This window comes from Ferrovibrio sp. (genome assembly GCF_029255545.1).
Classification (GTDB): domain Bacteria; phylum Pseudomonadota; class Alphaproteobacteria; order Ferrovibrionales; family Ferrovibrionaceae; genus Ferrovibrio.
On sequence record NZ_JANLJJ010000050.1, the window covers coordinates 14486 to 37025 of the forward strand.

The 22540-nt window shown below is 66.2% G+C and carries 20 protein-coding genes; 6 read left to right on the forward strand and 14 right to left on the reverse strand.

Annotated elements, in window-relative coordinates; genetic code table 11:
* Positions 1-30 precede the first annotated feature (30 nt).
* From otsA to Q1J79_RS10205, 6 genes are all read right to left on the reverse strand, one after another.
* Positions 31-1425, reverse strand: a complete 1395-nt coding sequence (gene otsA / locus Q1J79_RS10180; RefSeq protein ID WP_300299846.1) for an alpha,alpha-trehalose-phosphate synthase (UDP-forming) — start codon at positions 1423-1425, stop codon at positions 31-33.
* Complete coding sequence (locus Q1J79_RS10185; RefSeq protein ID WP_300299848.1) at positions 1410-3218, reverse strand: glycoside hydrolase family 15 protein; 1809 nt, start codon at positions 3216-3218, stop codon at positions 1410-1412. Before Q1J79_RS10185 ends, otsA begins: the two co-directional genes overlap by 16 nt.
* Positions 3215-3988 carry a trehalose-phosphatase gene (gene otsB, locus Q1J79_RS10190; protein ID WP_300299850.1) on the reverse strand — a complete coding sequence of 258 codons (774 nt, stop codon included), beginning with the start codon at positions 3986-3988 and terminating at the stop codon, positions 3215-3217. The genes Q1J79_RS10185 and otsB overlap by 4 nt, the downstream gene beginning before the upstream one ends.
* Positions 3989-4139: 151 nt before the next feature.
* A complete protein-coding gene (locus Q1J79_RS10195) occupies positions 4140-4988 on the reverse strand; it encodes an alpha/beta fold hydrolase (protein ID WP_300299852.1) in 849 nt (282 codons plus the stop codon).
* 11 nt (positions 4989-4999) lie between these two features.
* Entirely contained in the window at positions 5000-5740 is a 741-nt protein-coding gene (locus Q1J79_RS10200; RefSeq protein ID WP_300299854.1) for a hypothetical protein, read from the reverse strand.
* A gap of 10 nt (positions 5741-5750) precedes the next feature.
* Positions 5751-6701, reverse strand: a complete 951-nt coding sequence (locus tag Q1J79_RS10205; protein WP_300299856.1) for an alpha/beta fold hydrolase — start codon at positions 6699-6701, stop codon at positions 5751-5753.
* Between the two features lie 161 nt (positions 6702-6862).
* On the opposite strand from Q1J79_RS10205, the gene Q1J79_RS10210 reads away from it, so the two are divergent.
* On the forward strand, positions 6863-7366 hold the full coding sequence (locus Q1J79_RS10210) for a MarR family transcriptional regulator (RefSeq protein WP_300299858.1): 504 nt from the start codon (positions 6863-6865) through the stop codon (positions 7364-7366).
* Between the two features lie 36 nt (positions 7367-7402).
* Here the strand turns inward: Q1J79_RS10210 and Q1J79_RS10215 are convergent, their stop codons facing one another.
* Positions 7403-8734, reverse strand: a complete 1332-nt coding sequence (locus Q1J79_RS10215) for a tetratricopeptide repeat protein (RefSeq protein WP_300299860.1) — start codon at positions 8732-8734, stop codon at positions 7403-7405.
* A gap of 221 nt (positions 8735-8955) precedes the next feature.
* On the opposite strand from Q1J79_RS10215, the gene Q1J79_RS10220 reads away from it, so the two are divergent.
* The 5 genes from Q1J79_RS10220 to Q1J79_RS10240 all read left to right on the forward strand — a co-directional run bounded on the left by Q1J79_RS10220 (position 8956) and on the right by Q1J79_RS10240 (position 15052).
* Positions 8956-9594 carry a TetR/AcrR family transcriptional regulator gene (locus Q1J79_RS10220; RefSeq protein WP_300299862.1) on the forward strand — a complete coding sequence of 213 codons (639 nt, stop codon included), beginning with the start codon at positions 8956-8958 and terminating at the stop codon, positions 9592-9594.
* A gap of 37 nt (positions 9595-9631) precedes the next feature.
* Entirely contained in the window at positions 9632-11338 is a 1707-nt protein-coding gene (locus tag Q1J79_RS10225; protein ID WP_300299864.1) for an adenylate/guanylate cyclase domain-containing protein, read from the forward strand.
* A gap of 91 nt (positions 11339-11429) precedes the next feature.
* Positions 11430-11918 (forward strand): DUF1003 domain-containing protein, encoded by a 489-nt coding sequence (locus Q1J79_RS10230; RefSeq protein WP_300299866.1) that lies wholly within the window; start codon positions 11430-11432, stop codon positions 11916-11918.
* Positions 11919-11922: 4 nt separating this feature from the next.
* On the forward strand, positions 11923-13419 hold the full coding sequence (locus tag Q1J79_RS10235) for a thymidine phosphorylase family protein (RefSeq protein ID WP_300299868.1): 1497 nt from the start codon (positions 11923-11925) through the stop codon (positions 13417-13419).
* Between the two features lie 13 nt (positions 13420-13432).
* Entirely contained in the window at positions 13433-15052 is a 1620-nt protein-coding gene (locus Q1J79_RS10240; RefSeq protein ID WP_300299870.1) for an MBL fold metallo-hydrolase, read from the forward strand.
* Positions 15053-15074: 22 nt separating this feature from the next.
* Here the strand turns inward: Q1J79_RS10240 and Q1J79_RS10245 are convergent, their stop codons facing one another.
* From Q1J79_RS10245 to Q1J79_RS10275, 7 genes are all read right to left on the reverse strand, one after another.
* Positions 15075-17705 carry a cation-transporting P-type ATPase gene (locus tag Q1J79_RS10245; RefSeq protein ID WP_300299872.1) on the reverse strand — a complete coding sequence of 877 codons (2631 nt, stop codon included), beginning with the start codon at positions 17703-17705 and terminating at the stop codon, positions 15075-15077.
* Positions 17706-17789: 84 nt separating this feature from the next.
* Positions 17790-18158 carry a histidine triad nucleotide-binding protein gene (locus Q1J79_RS10250; RefSeq protein WP_300299874.1) on the reverse strand — a complete coding sequence of 123 codons (369 nt, stop codon included), beginning with the start codon at positions 18156-18158 and terminating at the stop codon, positions 17790-17792.
* A 34-nt stretch (positions 18159-18192) separates the two neighbouring features.
* A complete protein-coding gene (locus Q1J79_RS10255) occupies positions 18193-18522 on the reverse strand; it encodes a phosphoribosyl-ATP diphosphatase (protein WP_300299876.1) in 330 nt (109 codons plus the stop codon).
* Between the two features lie 17 nt (positions 18523-18539).
* Positions 18540-19301 carry an imidazole glycerol phosphate synthase subunit HisF gene (hisF, locus tag Q1J79_RS10260; RefSeq protein ID WP_300299878.1) on the reverse strand — a complete coding sequence of 254 codons (762 nt, stop codon included), beginning with the start codon at positions 19299-19301 and terminating at the stop codon, positions 18540-18542.
* An 89-nt stretch (positions 19302-19390) separates the two neighbouring features.
* Positions 19391-20632, reverse strand: a complete 1242-nt coding sequence (locus Q1J79_RS10265; protein ID WP_300299880.1) for a PLP-dependent aminotransferase family protein — start codon at positions 20630-20632, stop codon at positions 19391-19393.
* 111 nt (positions 20633-20743) lie between these two features.
* Positions 20744-21904, reverse strand: a complete 1161-nt coding sequence (locus Q1J79_RS10270) for an acyl-CoA dehydrogenase family protein (RefSeq protein ID WP_300299882.1) — start codon at positions 21902-21904, stop codon at positions 20744-20746.
* Between the two features lie 58 nt (positions 21905-21962).
* Positions 21963-22508 carry an OsmC family protein gene (locus Q1J79_RS10275; protein WP_300299884.1) on the reverse strand — a complete coding sequence of 182 codons (546 nt, stop codon included), beginning with the start codon at positions 22506-22508 and terminating at the stop codon, positions 21963-21965.
* Positions 22509-22540 lie beyond the last annotated feature (32 nt).

Consider the following 22540-nt stretch of genomic DNA (forward strand, 5'->3'; position numbering starts at 1 on the left):
CCGTCAGCATAACCGGCGCGACCGGCGCCGTCAGGCCCTGAGCTGGCTGAGGAAACGCTCACGCCAGTGGGTGATGGTGTTGGCGCGCAGCACCGCCATCATCGATTCCCAGCGCGAACGGCGTTCATCCCGCGGCATGGTCAGCGCCCGGTCGAGCGCCTCGGCCAGCGCCTCGCTGTCATAGGGATTGACGATCAGCGCGCCCTGCATCTCGCGCGCCGCGCCGGCAAAGCGCGACAGCACCAGCACGCCGGGATCGTCGGGATCCTGCGAGGCGACATATTCCTTGGCCACCAGGTTCATGCCGTCGCGCAGCGGCGTAACGAAACCGACCCTGGCATGGCGGTAGAATCCGGCCAGGGTTTCGCGCGAGAAGGCCTTGTTGAGATACCGCACCGGCACCCAGTCGAATTCGGCGAATTTGCCGTTGATGCGCCCGGTCAGGCCGTCGAGCTCGTTGCGCAGCTTGCGATATTGTGCCACCTCGCCGCGCGAGATCGGCGCGATCTGCATGAAGGTGACCTTGCCGCGATGCTCGGGCCTGGCGCCAAGCAGGTGGTGGAAAGCCTCGAAGCGCTGCGGGATGCCCTTGGAATAATCCAGCCGGTCGACGCCGATCACCAGGCTGCGCCCGACCAGGCTTTCGGTCAGCCGGCGGGTTTCGGCGCTGCCGGCGCCGGCAACCGCCATCCGGACGAATTCCTCGGTGTCGATGCCGATCGGGAAGGCGCCGATGCGCAGGGAACGGCCATAGGCGGTGATGTGGCCATCGGCGCCGTCCAAGTCGCCGCTCACCGTGCCGCCCGCCTCATGCAGGATGTATTCGCTCAGCGCCCGCACATCGCCGATGGTCTGGAAGCCGATCAGGTCATAGGCGCAGAGGTCGCGCACCAGCCGTTCATGGCCCGGCAGGGCGGCCAGCACTTCCGGCGCGGGGAAGGGGATATGCAGGAAAAAGCCGATGCGGTTCTGCACGCCACGCCGGCGCAACTCAGCCGCCAGCGGGATGAAGTGATAATCGTGGATCCAGATCACGTCGTCGGGCCTGAGCAGCGGCACCAGCTGCTCGGCGAAACGGGCATTGACGGCGAGATAACCTTCCCAGCTGGCGCGGTTGAAATTGATCAGGCCAAGCCGGTAATGGCAAAGCGGCCACAGGGTGGCATTGGCGAATTCGAGATAGAACTGGCGATGCTCCTCGGGCGTCAGGTCCAGCACGGCATATTCAACGCGGCCCTGGCGGGCATGGCGCGGCGCCAGCCGATCGGGGGCCGTGGCCTGCTCGTTGACCTCACCACTCCAGCCGAACCACAGGCCGCCCTGGCTCTGCAGCGCCTCGCGCAGGGCCACGGCCAGGCCACCGGCCCGGCTCAGGCGTTCGCGCGGCATCGCCACGCGGTTGGAGACCACTACGAGCCGCGCCAAAACGCCTCCTCCCATGTCTTTGACAACCGCATGGCGCAGACGATCAAGCCAACCATCGAATAGGTCTGCGGGAAATTTCCCCATAGCTCGCCCGTGGTCGTGTCGATGTCCTCTGACAGCAGGCCAAGATGGTTGCGGGCTGCCAGCAGGCCTTCGAAAATCTCCCGTGCCTCCTCGCGACGGCCCACCGCGGCCAGGGCATCGACATACCAGAAGGTACAGATCGAGAAGGCATTGTGCGGCGCCCCGAAATCGTCGGGCGCCACATAGCGCATCAGATGGTTGCCGCGCCTGAGCCCCCGGCCGATGGCGTCCAGCGTGCCGAGGAAACGCGGATCGTCGGCCGCGACGAAACCGATTTCCTGCAGCAGCAGCAGCGACGCATCGAGGTCGGTGCCATTGAAACTCTCGACGAAGCTGTTCAGTTCCGGATTCCAGGCATGCTCGAGAATGGCCTTGCGGATGGTTTCGGCATGGTCGCGCCAGTAGCCCGCCCGCTCGTCCAGCCCGAGCACGCCGGCGATCCTGGCCAGCCGGCGGCAGGCCGCCCAGCACATCGCCGCCGAATGGGTATGCACCCGGGCGCGGCCACGGAATTCCCACAGCCCGGCATCGGGCGTGAGCGCCAGCGCCGCCGCCTTCTCGCCCAGGCGTTCAAGCTGTTCGAACAGCGCGACATCGCCGCGGCGCGGCAGGCGGCGATCGAAGAACATCTGCGCCACCGCCAGCACGATGGAGCCGTAGGTGTCATTCTGGCGCTGGGCGAAGGCGGCATTGCCGATCCGCACCGGCCCCATACCGCGATATCCCTGCAGGCCCGGTACGCTGCGTTCTTCCAGGCTGCCGGAGGGGTTCAGGCCATAGACCGGTTGCAGCTCGGCATCGGGATTGAGCGCCACCACGGTGGTGATGTAGCGGAGGAAATCCTCCATCGTTTTGGTCGCGCCCAGGCGGTTCAGCGCCTGCACGGTGAAATAGGCATCGCGCAGCCAGCAGAAGCGGTAATCCCAGTTGCGCGGCGTGTTGGCCGCCTCGGGGATCGAAGTGGTCAGCGCGGCGAGGATGCCGCCGGTTTCCTCGGCGGCGCATAACTTGAGCGTGATGGCGGCACGGATCACCGCATCCTGCCATTCGAACGGCACGGAGAGATAACGCACCCATTCGACCCAGTATTCGATGGTGCGTTCCTGGAATTCACGCGCCATGTGGGTGATCGAGGCGGTGAAGCTTTCATCGGGCCCGAAGATCAGCGTGACCGGGCTGGTCAGCACGAACTCGCTTTCCGCGTCGATGAAGGCGATCGGCGCATCGGTGGTGAGCCGCAATGCCGCGCCCGGCGCGGTGAAGCGGATATGGTTGCTGCCCAGGGTGCGGCTGGGCTGGGTGGCGGCATGATCGAATAACGGCCGCACCCGCAGGCGCACCACCGGCGTGCCGCTGATCGGCTCGATGCGGCGGATCAGCATGGCCGGACGGTAGACGCGGTCATGCTGCTTGAAGCGTGGACAGAAATCGGTGATGCGGATGCCGCCGCCATGTTCATCGGTCAGGCTTGTGACCAGCACCGCGGTGTTTTCGATGTAATGCTGCTCGCTCTGCTTCAGGCCGCGCAGCTCGACGGCCAGAACGCCCTCATTGGCGAATTTGGGCTGCAGCAGGTCGCAGAAGACCGGATCGCCATCCAGCCGCGGCGCGCAATGCCATACGATGCGGGCATCGCGGTCGATCAGGGCCGCCACCACGCAATTGCCAATCACGCCGAGATCGAGATTGCGGTTCTGCGTCCTGCTCATCGCGCGCGCTCCGCAAAGGCAGCCAGCCAGCCCCGCACGGCATGAGCATCGGCAAAGCCGTGGCGCGACGGCCAGCTGCGGCTGAGCGGCCCGACCGGCAGGGCAAAACCACCGGCCCGCTCCACGGCGCGGAACCCGTCCTCGTCGGTGCGGTCATCGCCGATGAAAACCGGGCGACGGCCGACGAAAGGCTGCTGCTGCAGGAACAGCTCCACCGCCGTGCCTTTCGACTGGCCGGCATCCTTGATTTCCCAGACCTGCCGGCCCGGCATCAGCATCAGGCCATCGCGGCCTTCCAGAGCAGCCGCCAGCCGCGCGCCCAGGTCAGGCCCCAGTTCCGGCGCATGGCGGTAATGCACCGCGAGGGCATGGCTCTTGCGTTCGACCAGGATACCCGGATGCAGGGCGGCGAGCTGCGCGGCAATGTCATGCAGATCATCGGGCAGCGGCCGGACAGCCACCGGGCGGATCATTGCCTGCGGCGTTGGCCGCCATTCGCTGCCATGCTGGCCCGCGGCCGGCAGCCGCAGCGGATCGAACAGGCGGTCGACGCTGTCCAGCGCACGGCCGGAAACCAGCGCCAGCGCGCCGTCGAGGGCGGCGGCGGCAAGGCGCAGGTGATCGCGCAAAGCGGCCGGCACCACGACAGCCTCGGGCGTTTCCGCGATATCGAGCAGCGTGCCGTCGATATCGAGAAACAGCGCCCAGTCGGATTGCGGCAGCGGCGGCATGGCCGGCGCAGCCCTGCCGGTGGAAACAGGAGTGATCATCAAAACGGCTCGCCCCGCCGGAAAACCGGGTGATGGGAAAAAATATTTCTCGGATTACTGAGAATATTTAAGAGCCGAACGCCGGATTACAACCCCGGTTCCACGCTTTGGCACGCACGGGGCGGATCATCAGGAGAACATCCGCGCATGATCAGGCCATTTGCCGCTCCGTCATCCTCGCGACCGTGTGTAGGAAATCGATCAGATAAGAATTGACCCGGTCCGGCTGCGTGACCGGCGCCATGTGGGCCGCCCCGGCCAGATTTACATGGCGCGCGGCCGGCAGCAGACGGCGCAGTTCGGCAATCACGCCACGCGCCGCCAGCGTGGTTTCGCTGCCGCAAAGCAGCAGCACCGGCATGGCCAGGGATTTCAGATCGTCGCCAGCGGTTTCGCGTGCCCGCAACAGTTCGCGGAACTCGCTCGCCACCGTGCTCATGCAGCCCGTGACATAGACCTGCATATGCTCGGGCATCGCCCGCAGGGCGCCGGGCCCAACCCAGTAATCGAGGAAGGCGATGGCGGCAGCGTGCGTATCGCCGTTTTCCACCAGTTCGATATGGCGTTGCGCCACCAATGCGATTTCACGCCAGGCATCGCGTTGGCTGCTGTCGCGCAGCAGACCGAAAGCCACCGGCTCATACAGGGCCAGCGATGCGACGCGCCGTGGCTGGCGGCGCGCCAGTTCCAGTGCCATGGCGCCCCCATAGGAATGCCCGACCAGATGCACCGGGCCGTCCATCCGCTCAAGCAGAGCGGTCAGCAGGGCGACTTCCTCCTCCAGCGTGGGCCTACCGTGATCGGGCATGGGCGTTTCACCATGGCCGATCAGGTCGGGTGCCACAACATGCCGGCCGGGGCCAAGCGCCACGATCAGCGGTCGCCACTGCCGGTGCGAGGCAGCGCCGGAATGCAGCAGCATCAGACGGGGCGCACCGGCTCCATCACAGCCATTGTCGAACCAGGACAGGCGGCCCACGGCCGTTTCCAGCATCGGCATCGCAGCAGCTCCTAGATCTTCAGGCCGGGGATCAGCGCCGGAACCCGGCGGCGATAATCGCGATAACGGCCACCGAAAGTTGCGATCAGATCGCGTTCTTCATAGATGATGCCGACCACGATATAGGCGCTCATGCCAATGGCGAAGAGCAGATGCCCCACCGACATCTGCGGCGTGGCCCAGAAGATCACCAGCCAGCCGGTATAGATCGGATGTCGCATGTAGCGATAAAGCCAGGACGTACGGAATTCGTCATGCGGCACCGGCAGGCCGCGCCACTGGCGGAAAGGCTGCGACAGGCCGAAGAGCTCGAAATGGTCGATCATGAAGGTGGCGGCGACCAGCAGCAGCCAGCCGAAGCCATAGAGCATCCAGATCAGCGTGGCGGCGAAACTGTCCTGCACCTGCCAGATCATGGCCGGCAGCGGCTGCCAAAACGCGATCAGCACCGTCACCATGATTGACGTTGCCACCAGATAGACGGCGCGCTGCAGATACACCGGCACCGTCGCCGACATCCACCGCTTGAAGCCGGGCCGTGCCATCACGCTGTGCTGCAGGCCGAAGAATACGATCAGGCCGAAATCGATAGCGCCGGCGAACCAGGGCGATGACGCGGGCCAGAGCGAGGCGTCGACATGAATGGGCAGCCCCAGACCGGCACTGAGCGGGGCGGCGATGAATAGCGCCAGGGCCAGCGCAGCGAGACCAAAACCGAGATAGGCGAACAGGGCGAACAACATTCCGGGCATGATCGGACTCCTAGGATGTGAGCAGAGACGAAAGGAAAGCGAGATAGTCGGCAGCGACAGCTTCCGGCATCTCGATCATCGGCAGATGGCCGCAGGGCAGCAGCAGCAGCGAGGCCCGCGCCAAGCGATCGGCAAACAACGTGGCGCCCGAGACATGCCAGATGCGGTCATGTTCGCCCCAGACAATGCGGGTTGGCACCGTCATGCCGCTCACGCTGAGTTCCAACGACGCGGTTTCGCGGGCAAAAGCGTCGAAGACACTGCGATGGAAGTCCGCTTTGCCGAGCGCGCGTTCGGCGAATGCGCGCCTGACCGGCGCGGGGATGGACGGCGGATGCGCCATCAGCCAGCCCAGGTACGCGGGATAGTCCTGCGTGCTGCGGATAAACAGCGGATTGTCGCCACCCGCCTGCAGATGCCGCAGCAGGTCGCTCGGCATGGCCGACAGGACCCCGCTCGGGCCGGGGAGCCAAAGGCTGCGCACACGGTCGGGATGCGCGGCGGCATAAAGCGCCGCGACGCGTGCGCCCATGGAATTGCCGCCAAGATGCAACCTACGCAGCCCGAGCGCGTCGATGATGGCCGCCAGGGCCGCTACCTGTCCCTGCAGCCCAATATCATGGGCAGGCCAGCGCGGACTATCGCCGAAACCTGGCAGATCAATGGCGATCACGCGATGGCGGGGCATGAGGAAGCGCGCGATGCGGTTCCAGTTGTCCTTCTCGCCGCTGCTGCCATGGACCAGCAGGATCGGCGCGGCATCGGTCATCGGGCCGCCATCGAGGTAGGCCACGGCATGGCCCCGGACGAGAATCGTTTTCGCGGCGAGTCCAGCGCGTTTACGTTCGACGGCTACGACAAGGTCGCGCAGCGTGGCCGCCGGCGCCAGGAACCAGGCGGCAGCGCCGGCCAGCGACAGTGAGATCAGACAACAGAGCAGGATGAACATGATGCGGTGCATGGGGTGGATCGCCTTTGAACGGCGGCCAATATATCAATCTTATTGATAATATCAATAGTATTGATATATCAAACGCCCGGCGCCGGATCAGGCTGCTAGCCCTCTGGAATCATTGGTGTATGCTGCGCAGACGCATCCGCCCCGGTTTCTGGACTCCGCCCATGACGGTCGCCAAAAAATCCCCCACTCCGCGCATCCCGGTCCCGCGCAGGGATATCCTCGATTCGCTCCGCGGATCGGTCGACGAGACCATTTCGCTGTTTTATCTGGGCTACCGAGCCGGCGTGGCCGGACCGGGCCGCGTGCTCAACAAGCTGGGCTTCGGGCGGCCGCACCACCGCATTCTCTATGTGGTGGCGCGTCAACCCGGCATTGCCATCGGCAGCCTGATCGAGATGCTGGCCGTATCCCGTCAGGCCCTGCACAGGCCGCTGCGCGATCTGGTCGCACAGGGATATGTCGCGCAGAAAGCGGCGCCGACCAACCGCCGGCTCGCTTTGCTGACGCTGACGCCCAAGGGCGCGGCACTGGAGAGCAAGCTGACAGACCTGCAATATCAGGCCTTCGCCAAGGCGTTTGCCGCGACCGGGCCGGAAGCCGAGCAGCACTGGAAGGCCGTGATGCGTGCACTGGCCGACCAGGTGCGTCCCGCTTTTACGGTATAGGTGGCGCCGGCCCCTGCCGGTATTCACGCATTGCGGTCACGCCGCCGCGCGGCCGGCCGCCGCCAGCATGCGGTAGCGTTGGGCGATCGGACTGGCTGGTTTGGCATGCAGGCGTTCCGCGCTTAAAGCCTGCACCAGGCCCAGATCGCCGTCGCGTTTCGCCGCCTCGATCAGCGTCAGGTCCAGCAGGTCGCGCTGGGCATGGCTGCCGCCGAAACGGCTGGCGATGTAACGCAACGGCCGCAGGCGCAGAACCGTGTCGGCGTAATGCCCGGCCTGGAATGACAGCAGCGCCTGGGCCAGCGGCAGCCCAACCTGCATCGCCATCGCGGCGTTATTGCCACGCTTTTCGCCAGCAGCGCGTTGCAGAGTCGCCATCTGCTGTTCGATCAGATCCTGGCGGCCGGCGCCAATGAAGCCGATCAGCGCATGCACGTCGTTGAAGCTGTAGATGCCGTCCCGCACCATGCCGGACCAGGCCGCGGCCAGTTCGCCCCAGCGCGCCGCGCCCGGATCGATGCCGCGCAGATGCAGGCGCCACAGCATGGCCGAGGCGTCGATCAGGTCGAGCACCACGGTGGATTGGCCGCTGCGCACATGTTGGTCGTAGAGCGCCAGCACCTCGTCATGCTCGTCGCGATCCAGATGAAACAGCGCGAGATGCCACCAGTTATGCACGGCCATCATGTTGTCTTCGGCCCAGTGCGGGATACGCTCACGCGACCAGCGGATGCCATCTTCCACGCGGCCCTGCATTTCCATCACGTGCGCCACGGCATGATGCGCCCAGGCATCACGCGGCTCCAGCGCGCAGGCCTGGCGGCCGGCTGCCTCGGCGCGGACATAGTCGCCGCTTTCCTCCAGCCCGAAGGCCAGCATACCCTGCACCGCATGCCAGCCCGGCCGCCGGGCATCCCAGCCCGGCAGCACGCGCAGCACGCGGTCGCGCAGGTTGCGGGACTGGCCACGGTAGAAGTCGAGCAGATGACCCATCTGCAGCGCCAGCAGGTCGTGCGGATGATCAATCAGGATGTCGTCGAAGCGCTCGGCCGCGTCGTCGAAGCAGCCGGCCGCCAGGGCATCGGCCGCCACCACATGCAGCTTCTCGCGCTCGGTGCGGGCATGCCGGCGGGCCAGCGCGATGCTCTCCCGCGCCGGGGCCAGGCCGGCGGCCTCGGTGCCGCTGAGAAACAGATGCGCCCGCAGGGCATGCGCCATGGCGAAATCGGGCTGGCCGGCGATCACCGTCTCGATCGCCGCCACGGGATTGCCGCGGTAGCAATGGAACTGGGCCAGCGCCTCTTCATAGCCTTCCAGGGCGGCAGACGTGGCGCCGCTGCAGGTCTGGCCGTGAGAATCCTTCATCATCTGTCCGTCTCCGATGAGTCTCTAAAACTGACCAGTCGGTATAAATAAGATTCTTTCTGGCCGTCAAGGTATATATCGCAGATCAATCTGCAACCTAGAGAATGAGGTATTATGTTGATTATCATGGTATTTTTATGATTTCACACTGGTAAGCGGATTACCCTTCACTGTCTTGTGAAACCGACTAGACGGTCTATATTGAGGACTTTAGAGGAGTTCCAATGGCCCGCGACGGCACGGCGACCCGCACAGCGATCATGGATGCCGCCCAGGCGCTGATCCTGGAAACCGGCTTTTCCGCCGCCTCGGTGGATGCGGTGATCGCCCGCGCCGGCATCACCAAGGGCACCTTCTTCTATCACTTCAAGACCAAGGCCGACCTGGCCCTGGCCCTGGTGCAGCGCGACGCCGCCCACGACGCCGCCCTGCTGGAAGCCAATATGGCCCGCGCCGAGGCGTTAAGCCGCGATCCGCTGCAGCAGATCCTGATCTGCATGGGGCTTTATGAGGAAGAGCTGGACAAGCTGACCGCGCCCTATCCCGGCTGCCTCTATGCCACCTTCATCTACGAGGCCCAGCTGTTCGACGACCAGACGCTGGCCGTCGCGCGCGCGGTGTTCAGCAGCTGGACCACGCGCATCCTGGGCAAGCTGGAAGCGGTGATGAAGCTCTACCGCCCGCGCCTGCCGGTCGACCTGAAAACCCTGGCCGAGATGAGCCTGGTGCAGGCCGAGGGCGCCTATATCCTCTCCAAGGTGCAGCGCGACCCCAAGGCGGTGGCGGCTCAGTTCCGGCATTACCGCAATTATCTCGAGCTGCTGTTCGCCCCGCTCGATAGCGGAGCCGTGAAGCCGGCTTAAGCTGGACGGCGGCACGACGCCTGCTTAGGCTGCGGCCATGGCGGGTGGCGGACGTTTCGAGGATATCTACAGCCGGACCAAACTGGCATCCGGCCTGCTGCTGTTCAGCTTCCTGAGCACGCACCTGATCAATCATGCGCTGGGCATCGTGTCGCTGCAGGCGATGGAGGCCGGCGCGGCCGTCTTCGCCTTCATCTGGCGCAGCTGGCCCGGCAGCATCCTGCTATACGGCGCCGCGCTGCTGCATCCGCTGCTGGCGCTCTATAACTGGCTGCGGCGTGGCCATTACCGCGGCATCCCCTGGCAGGGCTGGGTGCAGGTCTCGCTCGGCCTGCTGGTGCCGCCGCTGGTCGTCGATCACGTGATCGGCACCCGCGCCCTGAACGCGGCCTTCGACCTGAACGACTCTTACGCCTATGTGCTGATGGTGCTGTTCGTGCAGGAGCCGCTGATCGGCCTGCGCCAGAACGCCCTGATCCTGGTCGCCTGGGGCCATGGCTGCATCGGCGTCTATTACTGGCTGCGGCTGAAACCCGCCTTCGAGCGCGCCTGGCCGTTTCTCTATGCCATTGCCCTGCTGCTGCCCATGGCGGCGATCCTCGGCTTCCTCTCCGGCGGCCGGTCGGTGATGCTGCTGATGCAGCAGCCCGGCTGGCTCGACGATTTCCGCGCCGCGCTGAACTGGCCCGGCCCCATCGCGCAGGATTTTGGCTACCGCGCCATCGAGGTTGGCTATGGCGTGATGATCCTGCTGCTGGCCAGCGCGCTGATCGGCCGCGGCCTGTCGTTCCTGCTGCAGCGCCGCCGCGGCAGCATCACGATCAGTTATCCCGATGGCCGACGTTTCCGCGGCCAGGCTGGCGCCCTGAGCGTGCTGGAAGCCAGTCGCGCCATCGGCTATCCGCATGCTTCGGTCTGCGGCGGCCAGGGCCGCTGCTCGACCTGCCGGGTGCGGGTCAGCGGCTTGGGCGCCGCCCTGCTGCCGGCGCCGGATACCGCCGAGCAGAAAGTGCTGGACCGCATCGCCGCGCCGCCGGGCGTGCGACTGGCCTGCCAGATCCGGCCCGAAGCCGATATCGCGATCATGCCGCTGCTGCCCGCCGGCGTGCCGGCGAAGGTGGTCTATGGCGCGGCCAGCCATGCCCAGGGCGCCGAGCGCCGCATCGCCATCCTGTTCGCCGACCTGCGTGGCTTCACCAAACTCTCCGAAAGCAAGCTGCCCTACGATGTGGTCTTCGTGCTGAACCAGTATTTCAAGGCGATGGGCGAAGCCGTGGAAGGCGCCGGCGGCCGCCTCGACAAATTCATCGGCGATGGCGTGATGGCCCTGTTCGGCATCGAGGAAGGCCCCGAGGAAGGCTGCCGCCGCGCGCTGGACGCGGCGCAGCGCATGGCGGCGGGCCTGAGCCGGCTGAACGAGGCGCTAAAAATGGATCTCGACCAGATGCTCAGGCTTGGCATCGGCATCCATTGCGGCCCCGCCATCGTCGGCGAGATGGGCCATGGCAGCGCCATGCATCTCACCGCCGTGGGCGATGCGGTCAATACCGCCAGCCGGCTGGAAAGCGCCACGAAAGACTTCGGCGCCGAACTGGTGATCTCGGCCGAGGTGGCCGAGCGCGCCGGCCCGGATGCGCTCGCGGCGCTGGCCTGGCAGCGCGAGACGGTGAGCCTGCGCGGCAAATCCGAGCCGCTGGCCGTGCTGGTGGCGCAGAAGATCGCGGCAGTACAGCCGGCGGAATAAGGCCGGCTTGACCTTCATCAATCGCGACGGCTGACCCGCCGGCTAGATTGCCGTTAAAATGCCGCGTCCGCCGCCTGTATCGGAGTCTGCCATGCCCAGCACCGTCATTCTGACCGACCGCGACCGCGACCTGCTGCGCCAGCTGCGCCGCCACCGCGCCAGCCACCGGCATGCCCCGCCCGGCGAGGAACGCAGCCTTGGCCAGGTCATCGCCGATGCCGTGGCCCGGGCGGTCGGCTCCTGGCGTTTCATCCTGATCCAGAGCGCGCTGCTGGTGGCCTGGATCATCGGCAACGCGTTCAACGGCAGCAATGCCTGGGATCCGTTCCCGTTCATCCTGCTCAATCTGCTACTCTCGTTCCAGGCGGCCTATACCGCGCCGGTCATCATGATGAGCCAGAACCGCCTGTCGGAAATCGACCGCCGCCATGCCGAGGATGACTACAAGGTCAACGTGAAGGCCGAGCTGGAGATCGAATTGCTGCACCAGAAGATCGACCTGCTGCGCGAGCAGGAAATCCTCGCGCTGACCAAGGCGGTCAATGCCCTGGCCGACAAGATCGACGGCAAGGGCGTATGAAGCGATGCTGAAACTCAAGCGCGTGGCGATCGACACCCATCGCGAAAGCATCGCCTATCTCAGCCGCGCCTGCCCGCTGTATCGCGCCGAGGAATTCCAGGCCCTGGGCAAGATCGAGGTGAAGGCCGGCGGACATTGCATCCCCGCCACGCTGAACATCGTCGACGATGCCGGCCTGCTGGCGCCAAACGAACTGGGGCTTTCGGAAGAGGCCTTCCGCCTGTTCGGCCGCGCCGAGGGCACCGGGATCAGCATCGAACATCCGCGCCCGGTGGAAAGCCTGGAATTCGTGCGCACCAAGATCCAGGGCCGCGTGCTGAGCGAGGCCGACTACCATGCGGTGATCCGCGACATCGCCGCGCAACGCTATTCCAAGATGGAAATCGCCGCCTTCCTGGTCGGCTGCGCCAGCTTCATGACGCCGGGCGAGGTGCTGAGCCTGACCCGGGCGATGGCCAATGTGGGCCACCGCCTGGAATGGAACCACAAGATGGTGGTCGACAAGCATTGCATCGGCGGCATTCCCGGCAACCGCACCTCGATGATCGTGGTGCCGATCGTGATGGCGCATGGCCTGACTATCCCGAAAACCTCGTCGCGCGCCATCACCTCACCGGCCGGCACCGCCGATACCATGGAGGTGCTGGCGCGGGTGGATATCGGCACCGACGAAATGCGCGCCATCGTCGAGAAGATCGGCGGCTGCCTGGTCTGGGGCGGGCGGGTCAACCTCTCGCCCGCCGACGACGTGCTGATCACCGTGGAACGCCCGCTGCGCATCGATACCCGCGAGCAGATGGTGGCCTCGATCCTGTCCAAGAAACTCACCGCCGGATCGCGCTACCTGGTGCTCGACATCCCGGTTGGCCCCACGGCCAAGGTCCGCAGCCAGGAAGACGCCGTGCGGCTGCGCAAGCTGTTCCAGTATGTCGCCGGCGAACTGGACCTGCCGATCGAGGTGGTGATCACCGACGGCCGGGAGCCGATCGGCAATGGCATCGGCCCGATGCTGGAAGCGCGCGACGTGATGGCGGTGCTGCGCAACGAGAAGGACGCGCCGCAGGACCTGCGCGAGCGCGCGATCCTGCTGGCCGGCGTGCTGATCGAAGGCGATGCCGGGATCACCGGTGGCCAGGGCCTGCGCCGCGCCCGTGAGCTGCTCGATTCCGGCGCCGCGCTGAAAGCCATGGAACGCATCATCGAAGCCCAGGGACCGAGTGGCCTTGCCGTCACGCCGAGCCCGACCGGCTATGAGGTGCTGGCGCCCAAGGACGGCGTGGTGATGAGCATCGACTGCCTGCGCATCGCGCGTATCGCCCGCATGGCCGGCGCGCCGGCCTTCAAGGGCGCCGGCGTCGACCTGCTGAAGAAAACCGGCGACGCCGCGCGCAAGGGCGAACCGCTGTATCGCATCCATGCCGCCCTGCCGACCGATCTGGGTTTCGCCGCCGACCTCGCCGCGCAGGACAGCGGCTTCCTCGTCAACGGAACGCCGGCCTAGAAAGAAGAGCGTCATGTCTGCCACATTGAGTTTCCATGGCGCCGCCGGCGTCGTCACCGGCTCCTGCTATCGCCTGCAGCTGGGCAACCGCAGCATCCTGGTCGATTGCGGCATGTTCCAGGGCGACAAGACCCTGAAGGAGCTGAATTACGGCGCCTGGCCGTTTGATCCCCGCCATATCGACGCCGTGCTGCTGACCCATGCCCATATCGACCATAGCGGCCTGATCCCCAAGCTGGTGAAGGCGGGCTTCACCGGCCCCGTGCTGACCACCGAGGGCAGCGCCGACCTGCTGCAGTACATGCTGCCCGATTCCGGCGGCATCCAGGAAATGGAGGTCGAGCGGCTGAACCGCCGCAACCAGCGGCGCGGCCGCGGCATCGTGCAGCCGATCTATACCGAGCAGGATGCCGTCGCCAGCCTGAAGTTGATCGCCGCCCGCGATTACGAAACCTGGTTCGAGGTGATCCCCGGCATCGAGGCGCGGCTGTGGAATGCCGGCCATATCCTGGGGGCCGCCTCGATCGAGCTGAAAGTGGCTAATGGCGAGCACGAGCCGTTGCGGCTGCTGTTTTCCGGCGATATCGGGCCGGAACACAAGGCGCTGCAGCAAAGCGCCGAGGCACCGAGCGACCTGGATGTGGTGGTGATGGAATCCACCTATGGCGGCCGGCCCCGGCCGAAGCTGGACCCGCAGCAGCGGCGCGCCGTGCTGGCCGGCGAAGTGAACGAGGCGCTGAAGGCCGGCGGCAACCTGGTGATTCCGGCTTTTGCCGTGGAACGCACCCAGGAATTGCTGGCCGACCTGATCAAGCTGATGGCCGATGGCGATATGCAGCGCGTGCCGATCTTCGTCGACTCGCCGCTGGCGCTCCACATCACCGAGGTGTTCGCCCGGCATTTCCATCACGAGAAGGACATGCAGGCCGCCACGATGGCATCCAATGGCGGCAACCTGCATTTCACCCGCAGCGTGCAGGAAAGCATGCAGATCGAGCAGGTGACCGGCGGCGCCATCATCATCGCGGCCTCCGGCATGTGCGAGGCCGGGCGCATCCGCCATCACCTGAAGAACAACCTGTGGCGGCCAAATGCCACCGTGCTGCTGATCGGCTACATGGCGCCGGGCACGCTGGGCGCGCTGCTGGAGCAGGGCGAGAAGGCCGTGCGCATCCAGGGCGACGAGCTGGAGGTGCGGGCGCGTATTCGCAAGCTGGAAATCTATTCCGGCCATGCCGACCATGACGAATTGCTGGACTGGCTGAAGGACCGCCTGCCGATCCGCCGCGGCCTGATGCTGACCCATGGCGAGCCGGATTCCGTGGGCGCCCTGCGCGCCGCCATCGCATTGTGGGACAAAAGCAAGCTGCCGCTGGGCCAGCTGCCGCAGGTCTACGCGCCGCGGCTGGACGAGCTCTATGCCCTGAACCATCCGCATCCCAAACTGCTGAAGACCCCGCAGGTGCAGAAACGGCTGGATCGCTATGCCGAGGCCGAGGCGCTGTCGGGCCATGACTGGCATAACGACTATGCCCGCCTGATGCTGCAGGTGCAGGCCGAGCTGCGCGGGGCGAAATCGGATGTGGAGCGCCGCCGGCTGCTGAAAAAACTGCAACGCGTGCTGGGGCGCTAGGAGAAAGGCTTGCGCGCGGCGATCAGGCCGCCGCCTCGTCCTTGCGCATCGCCTTGTAGATTTCCATGGCCGCCACCAGCATGAGCGCCGGCAAGGCCAGCAGCGCACCATGCAGCAGCGATACGTCTTCCAGCCGCAGCATCGGGCCGATGCCGGGCAGCGAGGCAGCGGCGAACTGCAGGCCCTGGGCGGCCAGCACGCCGAGAATCAGCAGCCAGTTGGCCGAGAGCGGCACGCGGAACAGCGAGCGCCGCTCCGAGCGGCAATTCAGCACATGGGCGTTCTCGAACCACACGATCAGCCAGAGCGTGAGGCCCTGGGCGGCCACCAGCGACATGTTCATGCCATGCAGCGCCCAGGCATAGAAGACGAAACTGGCGATGCCGATCACCGCGCCGGAGAGCAGCACCTGCTCGATCATGCGACGGTCGAAGATCGGGCTGTGCCTGGGCCGTGGCCGGCGCTGCAGCAGGCCGGGTTCGGGCTTTTCGAAAGCCAGCGCCACATCCTGAATGCCGTTGGTGACAAGGTTGAGCCACAAAAGCTGCACGGCCGAGAGCGGCGGCGGCAGGCCGCTCAGGCTGGCCAGCAGCATGAGCAGGATCTCGGCGGCGCCGGTGGAGATGCAGAGCAGTATCACCTTGCGCAGGTTGTCGTAGGCGGCGCGGCCTTCCTCGATGCCGGCAACGATGGAGGCGAAATTGTCGTCGACCAGGATCAGGTCGGACGCCTCGCGCGCCACGTCGGTGCCGCCGCGACCCATGGCAACGCCGATATCGGCGGCTTTCAGCGCGGCGGCGTCGTTGATGCCGTCGCCGGTCACCGCCACCACATGGCCCTGGCGGCGCAGGCTTTCGACGATGGCGAGTTTCTGCAGCGGCTCGGTGCGGGCGAAAACCAGCGCCTGCGCCACCGCCGCATCGAAGGCGGCGAGGTCATGGTCCAGGGCTTTCAACTGCGCGCCGGTGATCAGCTGCGCTTCGCCGGCGGGGCCCTCGGCGGCGAGGTCGAGCTGGCGCGCGATGGCCAATGCCGTGAGCGGATGGTCGCCGGTGACCATGGCGACGCGGATGCCGGCAGCCCGGGCGGCACGCACCGCATGGCGGGCTTCCTGGCGCAGCGGGTCGATCAGCCCGGCGAAGCCGAGCAGGATCAGGCCGTCGAGCGATTCCGCTTCCGGTTCGGTGACCGGGCCGGCCGCCACGGCGATGACGCGGTAGCCGTCGGCGGCCAGAGCCTGCACGGCGCGCTCGGCGGCGCTGCGACGCTCCGGCTCCCAGTCCGCGGCGCCGCAGAGCTCAAGCAGGGTTTCCGGCGCGCCTTTCACATAGGCGACCAGCATGTCGCCTTCGCCATGGAAATCGGCGGCATAACGCCGGGCCGGCTCATAGGCGATGCGGCCGCGGTGATCCACCGCCTCCATCGCCGCGTTATAGTCGAAGCGCAGCGCCAGCCGCAGGAAAGCCAGGTCGACGGCATCGCCGATCTCGTCGCCAGTATGGTCCACCGCGCCGCCATGGGATTCGGAACAGCGCGCGGCAGACAGCGCCAGCTGGCGCACCCGGGAATCCTGCGGCGCCACGCGGCCATCGTTTTCGCTGACATCGGGCAGCCAGACGGTTTCCACCGTGAGGCGGTTGATGGTGAGCGTGCCGGTCTTGTCGGTGGCGATCATGGTGCAGGCGCCGAGGCCTTCGACGGCGGGCAGGTGGCGCACCACCACGTTCCGCTGCCCCATGCGATGCACGCTGATGGAGAGCGCCACCGTCATCGCCACCGGCAGGCCCTCGGGGATGGCGGAGACCGCCAGCGCCACGGCGAGCAGGAAGATATCGGCCAGACCGGCGCCGCGCAGGATTTCCAGCCCGGCAATCAGCGCGATCAGCCCCAGGGCGGCAAAAGCGATCTGGCGGGTGAACACCTCCATGCGGCGCACCAGCGGCGGCGCCGCCCCGGCCACCTGCATGGCCAAGGCCAGGCGGCCGATCTCGCTGTGTCGCCCGGTGGCGGCAACCACGGCGCGGCCGCGGCCACTCTGCACCATGCTGCCGGCGAACAGCATGCCGGCGCGATCGCCCAAAGGCGCATCGGCGGCGCAGACATGATCGGCCTGCTTGGCCACGGCGAGGGATTCGCCGGTCAGCAGGCTTTCATCGGCCTCCAGCGCTTCTGCCTCCAGCAGGCGCAGGTCGGCTGGAATCTTCAGGCCGCTTTCCAGTTGCACGATATCGCCGGGCACCAGCAGTTCGGTGTCGAGCGAGACCAGCGCGCCGTCGCGCCAGACCGGGATATGGCCACGCACCAGGGATTTCAGCGCGCGGGCCCGCGTCTCGGCCTGCCATTCCTGCCAGAAGCCGATGCTGCCGTTGAGCAGCAGCACGATGGCGATGAAGCCGGCATCCGCCAGATGGCCAAGCGCCAGGCTCAGGGCTGCCGCCGCCAGCAACAGATAGATGAAGGGCGAGCGGAACTGGTGCACGGCCACGCCCAGCATGGAGCGGACATGCGCCTCGGGCAGACGGTTCGGGCCATATTGCCGCAGCCTGGCCGTGGCTTCGACCGCCGACAGGCCCTCGGGCGCCGCCTGCAGCCGGATCAGGGCCTCGGAGACGGGCAGGCTGTGGATCGGCTGGTTATGGGAATGCTCGGCCATGCCTGCATCCTGCCATGCCGGGCGGCCGGATGCATCTGATCGAAATCAAGCGGCCGGGCACGACCAGCCGTTTTGCCGGCCGGCTTATTCGCCGTCTTTCTTCAGCATGCGGCCAAGCCTGCGGCCGCCGAAGATATGGACATGCAGATGCGGCACTTCCTGGTTGGCATTGACGCCGCAATTGCTGAGCAGGCGGTAGCCACCCTCATCGGCGCCAACCAGCCGCGCGGTATCGCCGATCGCCTTCACGTAATCGGCCTGCTCTTCCGCGCTGGCCTTGGCCGCGAAATCGTCGAAGCCGACATAGGCGCCCTTGGGGATCACCAGCACATGGATGGGGGACAGCGGATTGATGTCGTGGAAGGCCAGGCTGTGCGCGCTCTCATGCACCTTCTTGCACGGAATCTCGCCGCGCAGGATTTTCGCGAACACGTTATTCGGATCGTAAGCCATGGTCTGTGCTGTCCTTCCCTGAACCGGCGCTGCCTCAGGTGAGCTGGCGCGCCTTCTTCTCCTCGATGCCCGACTGGCCTTCGCGGCGGCGCAGCTCGGCGCGCACATCCTCGATGGTGATGCCGCATTCGGCCCACAGCACCAGCAGGTGGAACACCAGGTCGGCGCTTTCCGAAACCATTTCCTCGCGGGTTTCCGACACCGCCGCAATCGCCAGCTCAACCGCTTCCTCGCCCATCTTCTGGGCGATCTTGGCGCGGCCCTTGGCGAACAGCTTGGCGGTATGCGACACCGCCGGATCGCCGCCCTTGCGGCTGAGGATCACGTCATAGAGGCGTTCGAGCGTGTCGCGGTTCTCGCCCATCGCGTCGGTTCCCTTCCCTAGAGCCGGACCGGAATCCCGGCGGCGGCCATGCGTTGTTTGGCTTCGGCAATGCTATGCCGGCCGAAATGGAAAATCGAGGCCGCCAGCACGGCCGAGGCATGGCCCTGCACGACGCCATCGACAAAGTGATCCAGGTTGCCTACGCCGCCCGAGGCCACCACCGGGATGCTGACCGCATCGGCCACGGCGCGGGTGAGGTCGAGATCAAAGCCTTTTTCGGTGCCGTCGCGATCCATCGAGGTGAGCAGGATCTCGCCGGCGCCATAGGCCGCCATGCGCTTCGCCCAGTCCACCGCGTCCAGCCCGGTGGCGTTGCGGCCGCCATGGGTGAAGACCTCCCACTTGCCGGGTGCCACATTGCGCGCGTCGATCGCCACCACCACGCACTGGCTGCCGAATTTCTCGGCCGCCTCGCGCACGAATTCGGGGCGGTTGACGGCGGCGGTGTTGATCGAGGTCTTGTCGGCGCCGGCCAGCAGCAGCTTGCGCACGTCTTCCACCACGCGCACGCCGCCACCCACGGTGAGCGGCATGAAGCAGCGCTCCGCCGTGCGCGCCACCACGTCATAGAGCGTGTCGCGGGCGTCCGACGAGGCGGTGATGTCGAGGAAGGTCAGCTCATCGGCGCCGGCGGCGTCATACACGGCCGCCTGCTCGACCGGGTCGCCGGCATCGCGCAGGTTGACGAAATTGACGCCCTTGACGACGCGGCCGTCCTTCACGTCGAGACAGGGTATGACACGGACTTTCAGGGTCATGATCCGGGATCCAGTTTCCGGTCCCGGTCATAGCGGATCGCTGCCGCCGGCGAAAGCGGTTTTACCGGCAAAACGCGCCTTTTGGGCGTTTACGCGGCCCGGTTGGCGCGCAACTTGTTCTGCAGCAGCGCCGCCAGCCGCTCGATGCCTTCGCGGATGCGGGCCGGCTCGCCCAGCGAGAAACTGAGCCGCGCGGTGTTGCGCTTCGGCTCGGTGGCATAAAAGGCCGAACCGGGCACGAAGGCGACCTGGATGTCCTTCACGGCTTCGGCCAGCAGCTCGGTACCGTCGATGCTGTCGGGGAATTCCAGCCAGATGAACATGCCGCCGTCGGGGCGGGTGAAGCGCACCTCCTTGGGCAGGCAGCGCTCCAGCGCCTCGAGCATCACGTCCCGACGTTCCTTGTAGGCCTTGCGCAGCTTCTCGACCTGGCTGGCATGGGAGGAACCGGCGATATCGAAGGCGATCATCTGGTTGATCGTGCTGCAATGCAGGTCGGAAGCCTGCTTGAGCAGCACCAGCGTGTTGATCAGCGCCGGATCGGCGCAGATCCAGCCGATGCGGAGCGCCGGGGTCAGCACCTTCGACAAGCTGCCGACATAGATCACCAGGCGCCTGCCGTCGCCATCCGGGCCGGCGAGATACTGCTGCTCAAGGGCCGCGAAGCTGGGGATGCGCGCATTCTCGTAGCGCAGCTCCTCGTAAGGCGAATCTTCCAGGATCGCCACGTTGTAGCGATGCGCCAGAGCGAGGATCGCCTGGCGGCGCGCCAGCGAGGTGGTGATGCCGGCCGGATTGCAGAAATCCGGCGTGAGATAAAAGAATTTCGGCTTCTGCCTGAAGGCGGCTTCCAGCGCGTCCAGCGTGACGCCTTCATCATCCATCGGCACCGAGATGAATGTCGGGCGATAGGTACCGAACACCTGGATGGCGCCGAGATAGCTGGGCGAGGACATCACCACGCCGTCGCCCGGGTTGATCAGGGCGCGGGCAATGAAATCGAGCGCCTGCTGCGCGCCCGAGGTGATCAGGATCTGCTCCGGGCCGGCTTCGATGCCGTGTTTCCCAAGGTAGCCGGTGATCCAGTCGCGCAAAGGCGGATAGCCTTCGCTGATCGAATACTGGAAGGCCTCGCCCGCCATGGCCGGGTTCTGCAGCACGGCCTGGTAGGCCTTGCCGATGGCATCCAGCGGGAACAGCGCCGGATCGGGGATGCCGCCGGCAAACGAGATGATTTCCGGCCGGCTGATCAGCTTCAGCAATTCGCGGATTTCGGAGGCGCGCAGTTCGCTGACGCCCTGGGACAGGCCGGGGAAGGACGGATCGGACATGGTAACAGCCTTGGGCAATGGGCTCGGGGTTTCCTCAAATCTGCCCTTACCATAGCCGAGGCAGCCGGCGGCGGGAAAGCGCCGGGACAGCCCATCCGAAGACCCGGCGGCCTATTTGGCGTCCAGGTCGGCCAGCATCTTGCGCAGCTGCTTGGTCGCCGGGGTGACAATGGCGACAAAGTAGGATTCCCTTAAGCGCCGCTGGGCCGGGGCGCCGACGATATAGCCCGAGGCGCCGGCATGCAGCATGGCGGCCTGGGCCGCCTTCAGCGACCACTCGCCGGCGGCCAGCCGGGCCTCGATCACCGCCCGCCAGTAGGCCGGATCGGTCTCGAACGGCGTGACGGCCAGGTCATGCACGGTCGCCCGCATGGCGGCCAGGGCATCCTCGAACATGGCCGGCTGCTCGGGCAGGTATCTGTTGATATGGCCCAGGCCCTTTTCGGTGCCGCGCATGAGGTTGATGCAGCCCTGGATCAGGCCAAAGGCCATGCCGGCCTGCAGCAGGATGAAGCCGGCGCGGATGCGCTTGATGAAACCGTCCACCGGCTCGGCCAGCACCATGCTGTCGGGGATGAAGGCCTTGCGGAAATTCACCGCCATGGTGCGGGTGCCTTCCAGCGCCAGGAAATGCGTCGACTGGCGCAGCACGATATCCTCGCGGCTGCAGTCGATCACCGCCATCACGCGATGCTGCGGCGCATCGGCCAGTTCGAACACGGCGCCGAACAGATGGTCGTCGCCCAGGTTGGACACCCAGGGCAGGCCGCCCGAGACCTCGTAGCCGCCCTTCACGCGGCGGCCCCTCAGTTTCAGGTTCTCGATGCCGAAAAAGCTTTTCATCGGGTTCGACAACCCGGTGCCGCCAAGCAGCTGGCCCTGCGCCACCTTGCCCAGCAGGGCCTCGCGCGGCGCGGCATTCTGGCTTTGCGCCAGATACCAGCCCAGCGCATCCTGGCACCAGATGCAGAAGGCGGTGGACAGGCAATGCTCGCCAGCCAGGGTCATCGCCTCGATGGCGGTGACCAGGTCGGGCTTGGCGCCGACATGCGCGGCGAAAGCGCCAGCCTGGCCAAAGCTGCGCATCGCCACTTCGGGATAGATGCCTTCATGGTCGATCTTGTGCACCTGCGGCGCCAGATCGGCGGCGATGATCGGCCGCAGGCGGGCGAACAGATCGTCGCGGCCCATGGGAAGAGCGGCGGGAGCCATGCCCGCCGCCGTGTGGGGCAGCGGTTCCGACAGGGGGGCGGAAGCGAGGGCGGCGGACATGGTGGTCTCCTTAAGCTGCGACGATCATCTCAAACGCGACAGACGAGGCGGCCGGGCCTCAGCCCAGCACGACATCCACGCCGACCGGCTTCATGAAGGTGTTTGCCACCGGCGACCATTTCTTCACATGCTGGACCAGCGCATCGAGTTCGGCCTTGGGCGCGTCGGCGTCGAGATCGACCTTGATGCGCACGGCATCGAAGCCGACCGGCTTGGGCGAGGTGTCGCCGGTGCCCCAGACGGCGGTGATGTTGATATCCGCCTCCAGCTCAAGCTCAAGCTTGCGGATGGTGATGTTGCGCGCCACGGCATTGGCATGGATGCCAACGGCGATGCAGGAGCCGAGCGCCGCCAGCGAGGCTTCGGAGGGATTCGGCGCGGTGTCATCACCGAGCAGGCCCGGCGGCTCGTCGACGATATAGGGCGGCAGGTTGCGGATGTAGTTGAGATGCCGGAAGCGGCCTTCGGCCACGGTCTTGCATTTCAGCGTCTTGATCGCCTTCGGGTTTTCCTTGCCCTTGGCGATCAGGTCGAGCAGACCGTCCTTGTCGATCGGGGCGAGACAACCGGTGATGGCGGTAGCGGGTACGGGATTGGCGCTCATTATCAGACTCCTTTCAGATGTTTTGGTCTCTT

Coding starts and splice junctions, on each gene's coding strand:
- Q1J79_RS10185 (WP_300299848.1), bottom strand. CDS start 3,218: ATGAGCAGGACGCAGAACCGCAATCTCGATCTCGGCGTGATTGGCAAT.
- Q1J79_RS10270 (WP_300299882.1), bottom strand. CDS start 21,904: ATGTCCGCCGCCCTCGCTTCCGCCCCCCTGTCGGAACCGCTGCCCCAC.
- Q1J79_RS10250 (WP_300299874.1), bottom strand. CDS start 18,158: ATGGCTTACGATCCGAATAACGTGTTCGCGAAAATCCTGCGCGGCGAG.
- otsB (WP_300299850.1), bottom strand. CDS start 3,988: ATGATCACTCCTGTTTCCACCGGCAGGGCTGCGCCGGCCATGCCGCCG.
- Q1J79_RS10235 (WP_300299868.1), top strand. CDS start 11,923: ATGCTGAAACTCAAGCGCGTGGCGATCGACACCCATCGCGAAAGCATC.
- Q1J79_RS10245 (WP_300299872.1), bottom strand. CDS start 17,705: ATGGCCGAGCATTCCCATAACCAGCCGATCCACAGCCTGCCCGTCTCC.
- Q1J79_RS10275 (WP_300299884.1), bottom strand. CDS start 22,508: ATGAGCGCCAATCCCGTACCCGCTACCGCCATCACCGGTTGTCTCGCC.
- Q1J79_RS10225 (WP_300299864.1), top strand. CDS start 9,632: ATGGCGGGTGGCGGACGTTTCGAGGATATCTACAGCCGGACCAAACTG.
- Q1J79_RS10230 (WP_300299866.1), top strand. CDS start 11,430: ATGCCCAGCACCGTCATTCTGACCGACCGCGACCGCGACCTGCTGCGC.
- Q1J79_RS10220 (WP_300299862.1), top strand. CDS start 8,956: ATGGCCCGCGACGGCACGGCGACCCGCACAGCGATCATGGATGCCGCC.
- Q1J79_RS10200 (WP_300299854.1), bottom strand. CDS start 5,740: ATGCCCGGAATGTTGTTCGCCCTGTTCGCCTATCTCGGTTTTGGTCTC.
- Q1J79_RS10210 (WP_300299858.1), top strand. CDS start 6,863: ATGACGGTCGCCAAAAAATCCCCCACTCCGCGCATCCCGGTCCCGCGC.
- Q1J79_RS10255 (WP_300299876.1), bottom strand. CDS start 18,522: ATGGGCGAGAACCGCGACACGCTCGAACGCCTCTATGACGTGATCCTC.
- Q1J79_RS10215 (WP_300299860.1), bottom strand. CDS start 8,734: ATGATGAAGGATTCTCACGGCCAGACCTGCAGCGGCGCCACGTCTGCC.
- hisF (WP_300299878.1), bottom strand. CDS start 19,301: ATGACCCTGAAAGTCCGTGTCATACCCTGTCTCGACGTGAAGGACGGC.
- Q1J79_RS10240 (WP_300299870.1), top strand. CDS start 13,433: ATGTCTGCCACATTGAGTTTCCATGGCGCCGCCGGCGTCGTCACCGGC.
- Q1J79_RS10205 (WP_300299856.1), bottom strand. CDS start 6,701: ATGCACCGCATCATGTTCATCCTGCTCTGTTGTCTGATCTCACTGTCG.
- Q1J79_RS10265 (WP_300299880.1), bottom strand. CDS start 20,632: ATGTCCGATCCGTCCTTCCCCGGCCTGTCCCAGGGCGTCAGCGAACTG.
- Q1J79_RS10195 (WP_300299852.1), bottom strand. CDS start 4,988: ATGCCGATGCTGGAAACGGCCGTGGGCCGCCTGTCCTGGTTCGACAAT.